This window comes from uncultured Flavobacterium sp. (assembly GCF_963974175.1).
Classification (GTDB): domain Bacteria; phylum Bacteroidota; class Bacteroidia; order Flavobacteriales; family Flavobacteriaceae; genus Flavobacterium.
The window spans coordinates 189,267-203,127 of record NZ_CAXBBR010000005.1 but is presented as its reverse complement, the minus strand read 5'-3'; the positions used below and the strand labels follow the sequence as shown (position 1 = coordinate 203,127).

The window sequence follows — 13,861 nt, the reverse complement described above, 5'->3', positions numbered from 1 at the left end:
ATAAAAATGGATTCGATGAAAGTCGAATCCATTTTTATATTACATAATCATTTGTTTTACTACTTTTACAACTCATAAAAAGAAAACTATGTCTGTCGCAAAAAAAGATTATAAAAGAATTACCACTAAGTCCTTAATTGAAATGAAAGCAAATGGAGAAAAAATCTCTATGCTTACCGCTTATGATTACACCATGGCTAAAATTGTGGATACAGCCGGTATTGATGTTATTCTTGTGGGTGATTCTGCTTCAAATGTGATGGCTGGACATGAAACAACTTTACCTATTACTTTAGACCAAATGATATATCACGCCTCTTCTGTTGTTAGAGCAATAGAAAGAGCCTTAGTAGTGGTGGATTTACCTTTTGGAAGTTACCAATCAGATCCTAAAGAAGCTTTGCGTTCATCAATCCGAATTATGAAAGAAAGCGGTGGACATGCCGTAAAACTTGAAGGTGGAAAAGAAATTAAAGAATCAATTAAAAAAATATTAAATGCAGGTATTCCAGTAATGGGACATTTGGGTTTAACACCGCAATCGATCTATAAATTTGGAACCTATACCGTTCGTGCCAAAGAAGAAGAAGAAGCTGACAAATTAGTTGAAGATGCTCAATTGTTAGAAAGATTAGGTTGTTTCGCTTTGGTTTTAGAAAAAATCCCTGCTCATTTAGCTGAAAAAGTAGCCAAAAGTATTTCGATTCCAGTAATAGGAATTGGTGCTGGAGGTGGCGTTGACGGGCAAGTACTTGTTATTCACGATATGTTAGGAATGAATAATGAATTTAGCCCTCGTTTCTTAAGAAGATACATGAATCTATACGAAGGAATGACAGCCGCTATTGGTCAATATGTTGCCGATGTAAAATCAAGTGACTTCCCAAATGACAAGGAACAATATTAAAAATAGAAAAGTCAATTCCTTAAAGTAATCTATTTTAAGGAGTTGCTATTAAAATAAGATAATCCCTCGCTTACAATACCTACATTATAAAAATTTATTTTGAAAATAATTTCGAACAAAAACAATCTCCAAGTATTACATGAAGACAACCATATTATTGTGGTGAACAAACGAGTAGGCGATATTGTACAAGGCGATAAAACAGGCGACAAACCTTTATCGGAGGTCGTAAAAGAGTATCTCAAAGAAAAGTACAATAAACCAGGAGAAGTTTTCCTTGGTGTAGTGCACCGTTTAGACAGGCCTACAACCGGAATAGTAGTTTTTGCCAGAACTAGCAAAGCGTTACCCCGCTTGAACGAATTATTCAAAAACAGGGAAACTCAAAAAACCTATTGGGCAATTGTAAAAAACAAACCCGCTAACTCTCAAGACAAACTGATTCATTTCATTAAAAGAAACGAAAAAAACAATACCTCAAAAGCGCACATAAAAGAAGTTCCTGACAGTAAATTAGCGAGCTTGGACTATACTATTTTTAAGGAACTGAACAATTACTTTGCATTAGAAATCAATCTGCATACAGGAAGACATCATCAAATTAGAGCGCAACTTTCATCCATAGGCTCTCCAATAAAAGGAGATTTAAAATATGGTTTTGACCGAAGCAATCCTGATGGTGGCATCCATCTGCATGCCCGAAAATTAGTTTTTGTTCATCCAGTCTCCAAGGAAACGCTATCCATCATTGCCCCAGTACCGAATGAAGTTATTTGGAATGCATTATAATTTTAGTTGAATAAAAAATCATTTTTAAAATTTAAGAATTAACTTGCATAGAAATTAATTATCCAAATTTATAATGAACTATAAGACTAATATCGAATATAGAAAAGAGACTTTAATAAAACTGCTCAATACTATTATAATTCATGAAGATGAGATCATTAAAGCTTTATATGATGATTTCAAGAAGCCTGCTTTTGAGGCCGTTCTAACGGAAACCAGCTATGTTATTTCGGAATTAAAGGACACCATCAAGAATATACACAAATGGGCAAAGCCAAAAAGGGTTTTTCCATCACTGCTAAATTTTCCTTCTAAAGATTATATTTACAAAGATCCTTATGGAAAAGTATTAATTATTGCTCCATGGAATTACCCGTTCCAGTTGGCTCTTTGCCCTTTGGTTTCTGCAGTTGCTGCCGGAAATCAAGTAGTCATCAAACCTTCTGAATTAACGCTTAATACATCCGCTATTATTGCTAAAATAATAGCAAAAACGTTCCATGTGAATCACGTTGAAGTTATTCAGGGTGGTGTCGATGTATCCAAAAATTTACTTTCGCAACGCTGGGATTATATCTTTTTTACCGGAAGCGTTCCCGTGGGAAAAATAGTTGCCCAAGCTGCAGCAGAACACCTCACTCCCGTAACATTGGAACTTGGAGGAAAAAATCCGTGTATTATTGATGAAACTGCTAATTTGAAATTGGCAGCCAAAAGAATTGTTTGGGGAAAATTCATTAATGCGGGACAAACCTGCATTGCTCCAGATTATATCATGATTCAGAAAGACATGAAAAGTAAGTTTATCGACTATATGAAAGAGGAAATAACCGCTGCATATAGCAATAAACCAGAAGAATCCCCTGATTTTGCTAGAATTGTCAATGTTAAAAATTGGAGTCGATTAACCGCGATGATTGACAACGACAAAGTCATTTTTGGTGGCCAATCTGATGAATCGGACTGTTATATAGCGCCAACCCTTATTGATGAATCTGATGTTGACAGTCTTATTATGAAAGACGAAATATTTGGCCCGTTGTTACCTATTCTTGAATATTCCAGTGATGCGGATATACACGCCGTGATTTCAAAATATGAGAAACCATTGTCTTTATATATTTTTACTGAGAATAAAGTATTTGCAAAACAAATTATTCAAAACTACTCTTTTGGAGGAGGTTGTATAAATGACACAGTAGTTCATTTTTCAAATAAACGTTTGCCTTTCGGAGGTGTAGGTCATAGTGGCATTGGTGCCTATCATGGGTCGTTAAGTTTTGACACTTTTTCACATAAAAAATCAATTGTAAAAAAAGCAAATTGGCTGGATTTACCAATGCGATATGCACCGTATAAAGACAAATTAGCTACAATCAAGAAATTACTTAAATGGATTTAATGAAAGAGAAATCAGTAAGCGAAGCCATTCAATACAGACGCTCCGTGCGGGTCTTTAAAGATGAAGCCCTTGATAATGAGAAAGTAAAAGAATGTATCCGTCTGGCTACACTCGCCCCTACAAGCAGTAATATGCAACTCTGGGAATTCTACCAAATTACCTCAGCCGATGTTCTAGAAAAGCTCACGCAAGTAAGCTTTAATCAAAATGCAGCAAAAACTGCCAAGCAAATGGTTGTCGTGGTGGCTAGAAAAGATCTTTGGAGAAAAAGAGTACAGTCTAACGTAACTTTTTTAAAATCACAGTACGGTGAAAAATCAGCTACTGACTATTCGAAAAGAGAAAAATTTGCCCTGAACTATTATCAGAAAATTGTTCCAACGCTCTACTTTGATTTCATAGGAATCTTGGGAGCCGTAAAATTTCTTATTTTTCAAATCATCGGACTATTTAAACCTATTTACAGACAAGCCCGAAGAAGCGATATGCGAATAGTAGCTCAAAAAAGTGCTGCATTAGCCGCGCAAAACTTTATGATTAGTATGGCTGCCATAAATTATGACACCTGCCCTATGGAAGGTTTTGATTCTCTAAGGGTAAAAAGAATATTAAATTTACCGGCTGCAGCTGAAATAAATATGATTATCGGCTGCGGAATTCGAGAAGAGTCCGGCGTTTATGGGGAACGATTCAGAGTTCCCTTTGAAGAAGTCTATTTTAAATTATAAACCAACTTTACTATTTTAAACCACTATTAAACCCAATAAAAAATGAATCTAAAAAAAGACCGTATAGAAGAAATAGTACGCAATGGCTATCAATTAGATTTTGCGAATGTTTTCAACAAAGCATTTGAAAATTATAAAAAAATAGCCCTATATGCAGGACTCATGATATTTGTATTTATGGTAATTTTAATGGCAATCATAGCAAGTGTGGGTATAAGTCTTTTCGGAATAGCTGCACTATCTCAGGAATCATTTCAAGAGTTAAGCCTAAATCTGAAAAACATTAGCGGAGTCTATCTAATTATTTATATGGGAGTATCGATTTTCTTTTCCTCTTTAATTAGTCCATTGCAAGCCGGACTAATTAAAATGGCTTACTGCGCTGAAAGAGATGAGGAATTTCACGTTTCAACCGTTTTTAGTTTTTATAATGCAAAGTATTTTCTGCAAATTTTTGTTGCAACATTTCTAATTTTGATCTGCAGCCAAGGAATAGAAATGGCCTTAAATTATAGTGGTATTAGACTGGTAGGAAGCATGATTTCAGTTGCTATATCTTTTTTTACAATACTAACTATTCCACTTATCATTTTCAGCGACCTAAACGCATTAGATGCGATAAAATATAGTTTTTCAATTGTATTAAAACAACCTCTAATCCTTCTTGGCCTTATACTTGTAGCAATTATTGGATCAATGGTTGGATTTATTGGATGTTGCATTGGAGTGTTTTTCACTCTTCCATTCATGTATTCCATGTACTATGCTATGTACGACGAAATTATCGGATTTGACAATGAGGAAGAAACAGAGACATCTAATCTATTGTAAATAATACGAAACGCGATTTAATTTATTATAAGTAAATCGCGTTTATATTATAAAAAAATCATTAAATTACTAACCTATAAATTTCAATTTTACAATTCAAAAATATATTCTCTATGGTATTTTACTATAGCCTTTTTTATACTATTATTTCAGATTACAGTTCCTTTTGTTGGATAAGCTCTCTAAAAGCAATACTGTCATCTGCGGTCTTCACTGAAATAATCATTTCAAACGAAACCTCTATATTATGGGGAGGGTTACTCCTTTTCATTGCTCATTTATTTTTTACTCTTAAGAATACAAAAAACAAACTAAAGAGTACATTAATTGAAAAAAACAATGAAGAATATCTACGTAATAAAGAATACCAGCTTTATCTTCTATTCTTAGGAGTTGTAAATATTATAGCTGAAATTAATTATGAAATTTTTAGTGTCAGGCCCAAAAGTTTGCTCATATTAAATATCAGTACTGCATTATTCTTTATAATTATATACTTACTTAGTACGAAGTCATCTTTTCTTTTTCGGAACATCCGAACTATCTTCATTGTATTTTATCTATTCTATTTTACGATGATTTGTAGAAATTTACTTTTTAGATCGACCGACATTATACCTGTCATCGCTTTTATAATGAATTTTTATTTTGCGTACATCATTTTTAAACCTATAAAATTATATTGGTATTTTGTGGCATTTGTTTTTTCATACATTGCTGTTGTTACTTATTTTGAAATGCTACCCATTAAAACAACTATAGCATTATTCAATTTTTCTATAATTGTTTTTACGATAAATTATATTCAGCATATCATAGCTCTAAATATTAGGGACAAATTCCGTTTTTCAGATCAAATAATAAATAATGGGAACTCTCTTATTGTTGTATCCACTAGAAACGGAGAAATTTTATTCTGTAGCGAAACGATTACTCCTATTTTAGGGTATTCTGTAGATGAGGTTATGGGAATGCGATTCTGGGAGGTAACTGAAGATCCAGACTTTACTGGTGCAAAATTTCATGAAAACACAACTTCTGAAAGAGTTTTTGTAAGGAAACTAAAGACTAAAAATGGAACATACAAGCATATAGAATGGCATGATAAAAGATATACTGAGGATCTAATAATTGGTATTGGACATGAAGTTACTCAACAAATAGAAACACAAAAAAGATATGAAAACATAGTTGAATCTGCTTATGATATAATTTATGAACTAGACCGTTATGGCGCCTACGTCTTTATAAATAAAAACTCCGAGATAATAACTGGGTTTAGTCTAACAGAATTGTATAGTTCTAAATTTGAGCGTTTAATCAAAGATGGTTATCAACAAAGAGTCCTTGAATTCTATACCAATTCTACAGAAGAAATGGAAAGCTTCCCTACTTTTGAATTTCCTATCATTAAAAAAAATGGAGATGAAATATGGCTTTCTCAAAAGGTAACAATCAATAGAGATGAAAACAGAAAAATAACAGGATATTCAGTAATTGCTAGAGATATTACTTTCCTAAGAACCATTGAAAAAGAAAAAGCAGAACGACAATTAAAAAATCTAAAATACAGCGCTGCTTTAAAAGGGTTCACTGCAAAGAGTTATTCTAATAACGAAAGCTTAGAATACAAACTGCAAACAATTTTAGAAACCACCGCTAAAACAATAGGAATCAATCGTGCGGGTTACTGGAACTATTTTGAAGACAGGATTAGTTGTGTAAAACTATATGATTTTAAAAGTAATACATTTTCATCCGAGCAAGAGATAACAAAAAAATCATCTCCAAAATACTTTTCAACAGTTGAAAACAAAATACAAATTGTCGCTTCAGATGTCTGTACAAATGAAATTACTAAGGAATTATGTGTTGATTATATTCAAGAAAACAACATAGTTTCACTTATCGATACCCCCGTTTTTATTAATGGTGAATTAAAAGGAATTCTTTGTATTGAAGCTACTGAAGACGTGAAGCAATGGGATAATGAAGACATCAATTTCTCACGATCTGTTTCTGATATTATTGCAATAGCATTTGAGTCTAAAATGAGATTGGACATCGAAAACAGATTGACTTATAAAAGTGAGTTACTGGCAGCAATGACCCAATGCACAGAAAAATTTTTAAATAGTAAAGATATTGCCGATATTTTTTCTGATGTATTGATTATTATGGGGAATGCTACCAAATCACATCGTGCCTATTACTATGAAAACGATCCTTCTACTAATTTAATTAGCCAGAAATACAGATGGATAATGAACAATACAACATTAACCGAAAATAACCCTAAACTTCAAAATATACCGTATGATTACTTCGAAGAATTAATTGAACCGATATTAAACAATAAAATTTACGAAGCGACCGTATCCAAAATTAAAAATGAATCATTAAAAAATAAGTTGATTAATGTAGATGTAATTTCATTGATCCTTTTCCCAATTTTCATAAAAAATAAATTTCATGGCTTTTTAGGATTTGATGATACCTCCGAAGAAAAGAAATGGACTGAAGACGAAGTTAATATTCTGCAAACATTAGCCAGAAACGTTGCCTCCTCTATTGAACGTATCGCCGGAGAAACAGCAATTTATGAGAGTGAAGAAAAATTCCGTTTATTAGCCAATAATATCCCAGGCGCTGTTTATCTTTCAGACAATGATGAAAAATTTACCAAAATATATCTCAATGATGAGATTAAAAAGTTAACAGGTTATGATAAAATCGAATTCTTGGAAAAAAGAATTTTTTATATCGACCTAATTCACCCTGAAGATTATGAAAGAGTACTTGGTGAATCTAGAGAGAAGCTATCCAAATCTGAACCTTTCCATTTCACGTACCGCATCTTAAATAAAGCTGGTGAAATCGTTTGGGTAGAAGAGTTTGGTGATGCTGTAATCCACAATGGCAAAATCACTTATATTGAAGGCATAATGCTGGATATCACTAAAAGAAGAATGACGGAAGATGCCATAAAAGGGCTTGAATATGCTGAAGCTGCCAATAAAGCCAAGTCAGAGTTTCTGGCTAATATGAGCCATGAAATCAGAACTCCTTTAAATGGAATCATAGGTTTTACTGATCTATTGATGAAAACTAAGCTTGAAGAAGTCCAGGAAAAACATATGATTACCGTTAATCAATCTGCTCATTCCTTATTAGGAATTGTAAATGACATCCTCGATTTTTCTAAAATTGAAGCGGGCAAACTTGATTTGCACGTCGAAAAACATAAAATTGAAGACATTTTAAACCAAATTATTGATTTAATCCATTACGAATCCAATCAAAAGAAGCTACAACTAGACCTTGTAGTAGCGCCAGAAATACCTGCTTATTTTTGGGTAGATAGCATTAGGTTAAAACAAATCCTAATCAATCTTTTAGCTAATGCCGTGAAATTCACAGAAAAAGGATTTGTAAAACTGGGCATTTCACTAATCAACGGTACTAATTCTAACAGCAAAATCCGTTTTGCTGTGCTTGATACCGGGATTGGAATTTTAAAGGAAAATCAAAAGAAAATATTTAAAGCTTTCTCCCAAGAAGACAGCTCCACAACTAAAAAATTTGGAGGTACTGGTTTAGGCCTAACAATTTCAAACAAATTACTAGGACTAATGGACAGCCGCTTGCAACTTAGTAGCAAACTTGGAGTTGGTAGTACCTTTTATTTCGATTTGGACTTACAAACAACTAATGAGCCAGAAGTAGAAACTATACTTATAAGCGATAAAGAAGTTGTTGACCATTTTGCTTTTCAAACTGATGCTCGATTGGAAGCATTAAAAGTAATGCTCGTTGAGGATAATAAAATTAATATGTTATTGCTCAAAACAATTATTAAAAATGTACTTCCCAAGGCCGTTATTCATGAAATCCCAAATGGATTAGAAGCTGTAAAAGAGTTTGAAAATATTTTACCGGATATCATATTTATGGATATACAGATGCCAATAATGAATGGGTATGAAGCTACAATAGAAATAAGAAAATTAAAATTAGGTGCATCAGTTCCAATAATAGCGATCACAGCGGGCACTGGAGCAGAAGTAAATGACAAGTGTATTGCGGCAGGGATGAATGATTATATTTCAAAACCCATTATAAAGCGAGTGATAGAAGACACTTTATTAAAGTAGGTAACTTCGTAGAAGCACAAAAAGTTTATTTTTAATTAAAAAATTATATATCTTCGATACTCTTTTATAAAAAAAGCATCAAAAATTGAAATCATATGAAGTGGAAAGGACGTAGACAAAGTGACAATGTAGAAGATAGAAGAGGAATGTCTTCAGGTGGTAAAACAGTTGTAGGAGGAGGTATTATAGGGATTATAATACTATTGATAAATGTTTTTGGAGGTGAAAATGCCCAAATGCTTACGCCAGTTTTAGAACAAATGAATCAAGGACAAAGTACTCCTACCGAACAACGGGATCTAACTGCAAAAGAACTGGAAGAGCAAGCCTTTGTGGAAACATTGCTCGCAGATAATGAAGATGTTTGGACTAAAATTTTCAATGAAAATAATTTGAATTACAAAAAACCAAATATTGTATTATTCATTGGTGGAGTTGAAACCGGGTGTGGTAATGCATCATCTGATTCAGGTCCTTTCTATTGTCCTGCAGATCAAAAGGTATATATGGATTTAGCTTTTTTCGAAGAATTGAAAACTCGTTTTGGAGCTCAAGGCGGAGATTTTGCTACTGCATATGTAATCGCACATGAAATAGGCCATCACGTACAAACATTATTAGGTACTTCTGATAAAATGAGACGGTTACAGCAAGGTAAAAGTAAGGCTGAAGCCAATAAATTATCTGTGGCATTGGAATTACAAGCTGACTTTTATGCAGGAGTTTGGACACATTACAACCAGAAAATGAATAACATACTGGAAGATGGAGATCTTGATGAAGCATTAAGTGCTGCACATGCCGTAGGCGATGATGCTATTCAATCTAAGATGCAGGGACATATTGTGCCGGAATCCTTTACACACGGAACATCTGAGCAAAGAAAATATTGGTTTATGAAAGGCTATAAAACGGGTGACATCAAACAAGGAAATACTTTTGACGAAATAAGATAAAAATAAAGACACTAGAATTATTAAAAATCGGGACTCGCTCCCGATTTTTTACGTTTTAAACTACTTCATAGAATGATAACAAATTTTCTTTAAAGCAAAAAAAAATATTATTTAAAATACCATTCATCGACACTTTCCATACAGTCGTCTCTATAAAAATACCTGTTGACTTATAAAAATCATTGCATTTGTTTATATCAATAACTTTATATCAAATAAGTAAACGATATGAAAAACACAAATCAACTAGGATTATGGATGGATGACTCTGTTGCCTATTTAATACAGTTTACCACAAAACCTTTTACAATTCAAACAATTGTGCGTGAGTTCCAAACAGAAGAAAAAAAATCAAACCCTTTAAAAAAAATTTTATTACTAAGTCGTTATAAAGAAACCAGTTTAAACAAACATTATAATAAAATGGGTAAGGAGCTGTTAAAATATGAGAAAATAGTCCTCTTTGGCCCTTCTACCTCTAAACTTGATTTTTTTGACTTTTTAAATGAAGACGAACGTTTTTTGAAATTAAAAATAGAAATCAAGGACGCTGATAAAATGAATGTAAATCAACAGCATGAGTTTATAAAAGAATACTTTGAACAACATTAATATTCTTACATTACAATAATATATCATAGCTTAATAGTAGTCCAAAAGCAATTGTTATAAACTACTTTAATAATTACATTCTCGATAAAGTTATACTATCAATAACTTCATTATTTGACTTGGCATGACCATTCTCCTCCTTGCCCTTCCTTTATTAGATTGAAATGAAATCAATTTTATATTTCAACAAAGTGAAACATTCAAACCAGATAGGAAAAATTAGCAGTATCTTTGCCAGCTTAAGGAAGTAAGCTAAATAATAGTGTTTACTTCATAAACATAATTTATGTCATTTAACTCATTAGGCTTATCTGATGCTTTATTAAAAGCCATCAGCAAAAAAGGGTACACAACCCCTTCTCCAATACAACAAAAAGCAATTCCACCAATTTTAGAAGGAAAAGATGTATTAGCATCTGCACAAACAGGAACAGGAAAAACAGCAGGTTTCACGCTACCAATATTACAGACATTATCGCAGGGAAAACACTTAAGCCACAGACCTATTCGTGCCTTAATATTAACTCCAACGAGAGAATTAGCTGCTCAAATACTTGCTAATATAAAAGAATACGGTGAATTTTTAGATTTACGCTCCGCCGTTATTTTTGGAGGTGTAAACCAGAAGCCACAAGTAGCTCAACTACGACAAGGTGTCGATATTTTAGTTGCCACTCCAGGTCGATTAATCGATTTACAAAATCAAGGTTTACTTACGCTTTCAAAAGTGGAAATCTTAGTTTTAGACGAGGCAGATCGAATGTTAGACATGGGTTTTTTAAGAGACATTGAGCGCATACTGAAGGTATTGCCTGCAAAAAGGCAAAACTTAATGTTCTCTGCAACATTCTCAAAAGATATTAAGAAATTGGCAATGGGTATTTTGCATAAACCCGTTTCCGTTGAAGCTACACCAGAAAACACTACTGTTGATGCTATTACTCAAAAAGTATATCCTGTTGCGAAAGAGAAAAAAACAGAATTGATTATTAAATTGATTACTGAAGGAAACTGGAAACAGATTTTGGTATTTACTCGAACAAAACAAGGTGCAAATAAACTTACTGAAAGCATGATTAGCGCTGGTATTCAAGCAGCAGCAATTCACGGAAATAAGGGACAAGGGGCACGAACAAAAGCTTTAGCTGGTTTTAAAAACGGGAATATAACCGCTTTAGTAGCTACAGATATTGCGGCTCGTGGTTTGGACATTCCATTATTACCTCATGTTGTAAATTTTGAATTGCCTAATATTCCTGAAGATTACGTTCACCGTATAGGTAGAACAGGAAGAGCTGGAGCAAATGGAGAAGCGATTTCTTTATTTAGCCCAGACGAAACTACTTTTTTACGCGATATCGAGAAATTGATTGGTATGAAATTGCCTATCGAAAATATCGCAGGTTTTGAGCCAGATCCTAAAGCATCAACTCAACCTATTAAGCAAGGACAAGGCAGGCAACAACGCAATTCAACGCCAAAGAAACCAAAAACAGAATCTACAAACCGAAGCAGCAATAATAGCTTTGGTCCTAGACGTCCTAATACTAGTAATGACAGACGTTCAAACTAAGAAGTTAAATTTTCTTTTTTTTAGGAGCAGAATGATTTCGTTTTTTTAGACGTCTTCTCCCGCTATACACTACAATCCTTGTGAGGGCTAAACACTAGCCCACACAGGGATTTTCGTTTCTATCGGGGCTATTTAGAGCGCTTAATTTTCAATAATAACATTTTGGAAATACATCTCACAATTCTAAAACACTCAGATAATTTGTAATAAAAATATTATTTATATATTTGTTTAGAAACCGCTACGCAATAGCAACTATCTACCCGGTAGCTGTAATATTTTAGAATGTATATCTAAAAAAGGAAATCATATGAACAAACAGGAGTTTAATGACTTACAAAATAAATTTGGTGAGGAAACTAAAAAAAGAAAGTTTCAAAAAGTCTTCAATTTCTTTTCAACTCTAATTTCTATACTTGGAATAACAGTTATATCTTATTACTTTCTCGAAACATTTTTTATAAAAAATGATACTCAAAAATTAAAAATAGAAAATCAAAATATACAACTTCAGAAGCGTATAACTGAGTTAGAGAATAAGCTGAGAACAAAGGACACAGCTATTTCCATTACATCAGCAACTGAAAACCGAATTCAAGAATTGGAAAAGAAGATTGAGACGTTGAACAATATTATTATTGAAAATCCTGAGAAGTCATTAACAATTCCACTTTTAAATAAAGATATTGAAAACATCAAAAGAGAAAACGAGTTACAAATTGAATTAATTAAGGATAAAGTTGAAAGCGTTGTAGATTTAAATAAGTGGATTCTAGGCTTAATATTTTCGTTATTAATTACAATTGTAATCTCAAACTTGGCCAAAAATAAATCAAAGAATAATCTAGAAGAATAAATTTAATGATTTTTATCTAATGCAAAGTAAAGGCATAGTCTCAAGACTTTGTTTGAAATTTTAATATTCTTAAAAATCCCAAACGATACAAAAGTCTACTGCCTTTTCTCGTAAATGTCTCAAGAATTGATTAAAAATCTGAAATCCGTTCCTCTTTATACTGAAAACAATTATTTCAAAATACAACACTAATTTAAAGAATTAATTTACGAATAAGTATTCTATTCGTACTTATTCAAATCTAGCTCAAGAATAGTACCCACTCTGCTAAACTCTTCATTAATCTTTGCATTCAAGATTAGTTCTTCATTTGTTATTGGATGGTTAAAAATTAACTGATGTGCATGAAGCATCATTCCTTTCATTTCAAAATTCTCCAACCATAATTTATTTTGTTTGTTACAACCATGTGGACGACTTCCTAAAATGGGATGAAAAATATGTTTGAAATGTTTTCGTAATTGATGCATACGTCCAGTTTCAGGAATCGCTTCTACCAAACAATATCGTGAAGTTGGTTGATTGTTAAATTCTAACTCAATTTCGGTACTTTGCAATCGATGAAAGTATGTTATTGCGTTTTGTATTATGCCGTCATCATTGGTTAAATCATAATCAATCGTTAGTTCTTCGGGTGACCAACCACGTAAAATTGCTAAGTATTTTTTTTCGACTTCGCGTGTGGCAAAACGATCATTCATAATTTTTAAAACATCTTTATTCAACGCAAATAACAAGACACCAGATGTTTTGCGATCTAATCGATGAATAGGATAAACGTGTTGCCCTCCTATTTGATTTCTCAATTCTTGAATAGCAAAAACTTTTGCATCGCGCGCGTAAAATGATTTGTGGACCAACAATCCACTTGGTTTATTAATTGCTATAATATATTCGTCCTGGTAAAGAATTTCTAACATTTGGCAAAAATAAAAGAGATTTCGATAGAAAACTCTTTTATGACTTATTTATTTCAATACTTTTCTTTTTTCATTTTAGCTCGAGAAACAAAATAGAAGATTACGATTGCTAAAACTGTTATTAAAATTTTAT

11 protein-coding genes are annotated in these 13,861 nt (G+C 32.7%); 10 read left to right on the top strand and 1 reads right to left on the bottom strand.

Features of this window, described 5'->3' with window-relative positions; translation table 11 throughout:
• The first annotated feature begins 88 nt into the window (after positions 1-88).
• The 10 genes from panB (at position 89) to AAC069_RS10495 (ending at position 12,808) form a co-directional block, all read left to right on the top strand.
• Positions 89-907, top strand: a complete 819-nt coding sequence (gene panB, locus AAC069_RS10540; RefSeq protein WP_339920429.1) for a 3-methyl-2-oxobutanoate hydroxymethyltransferase — start codon at positions 89-91, stop codon at positions 905-907.
• A gap of 99 nt (positions 908-1,006) precedes the next feature.
• Positions 1,007-1,696 carry an RNA pseudouridine synthase gene (locus tag AAC069_RS10535; protein WP_339920428.1) on the top strand — a complete coding sequence of 230 codons (690 nt, stop codon included), beginning with the start codon at positions 1,007-1,009 and terminating at the stop codon, positions 1,694-1,696.
• A 73-nt stretch (positions 1,697-1,769) separates the two neighbouring features.
• Positions 1,770-3,098: an aldehyde dehydrogenase gene (locus tag AAC069_RS10530; protein WP_339920427.1), complete on the top strand. Its 1,329-nt coding sequence runs from the start codon at positions 1,770-1,772 to the stop codon at positions 3,096-3,098.
• On the top strand, positions 3,089-3,826 hold the full coding sequence (locus AAC069_RS10525) for a nitroreductase family protein (protein WP_339920426.1): 738 nt from the start codon (positions 3,089-3,091) through the stop codon (positions 3,824-3,826). The genes AAC069_RS10530 and AAC069_RS10525 overlap by 10 nt, the downstream gene beginning before the upstream one ends.
• A gap of 42 nt (positions 3,827-3,868) precedes the next feature.
• The gene (locus tag AAC069_RS10520; RefSeq protein ID WP_339920425.1) at positions 3,869-4,657 is read left to right on the top strand and encodes a hypothetical protein; all 789 of its coding nucleotides are present in this window, start codon (positions 3,869-3,871) and stop codon (positions 4,655-4,657) included.
• Between the two features lie 635 nt (positions 4,658-5,292).
• The gene (locus tag AAC069_RS10515) at positions 5,293-8,811 is read left to right on the top strand and encodes a PAS domain S-box protein (protein WP_339920424.1); all 3,519 of its coding nucleotides are present in this window, start codon (positions 5,293-5,295) and stop codon (positions 8,809-8,811) included.
• Positions 8,812-8,906: 95 nt separating this feature from the next.
• On the top strand, positions 8,907-9,767 hold the full coding sequence (locus AAC069_RS10510; RefSeq protein WP_339920423.1) for a neutral zinc metallopeptidase: 861 nt from the start codon (positions 8,907-8,909) through the stop codon (positions 9,765-9,767).
• Positions 9,768-9,995: 228 nt separating this feature from the next.
• A complete protein-coding gene (locus tag AAC069_RS10505) occupies positions 9,996-10,379 on the top strand; it encodes a hypothetical protein (RefSeq protein WP_339920422.1) in 384 nt (127 codons plus the stop codon).
• A 286-nt stretch (positions 10,380-10,665) separates the two neighbouring features.
• Positions 10,666-11,952, top strand: coding sequence for a DEAD/DEAH box helicase (locus AAC069_RS10500; RefSeq protein ID WP_339920421.1), 1,287 nt, complete (start codon positions 10,666-10,668; stop codon positions 11,950-11,952).
• A 310-nt stretch (positions 11,953-12,262) separates the two neighbouring features.
• Complete coding sequence (locus AAC069_RS10495; RefSeq protein WP_339920420.1) at positions 12,263-12,808, top strand: hypothetical protein; 546 nt, start codon at positions 12,263-12,265, stop codon at positions 12,806-12,808.
• A gap of 221 nt (positions 12,809-13,029) precedes the next feature.
• Here the strand turns inward: AAC069_RS10495 and AAC069_RS10490 are convergent, their stop codons facing one another.
• Entirely contained in the window at positions 13,030-13,728 is a 699-nt protein-coding gene (locus AAC069_RS10490) for a pseudouridine synthase (RefSeq protein ID WP_339920419.1), read from the bottom strand.
• Between the last annotated feature and the right edge of the window lie 133 nt (positions 13,729-13,861).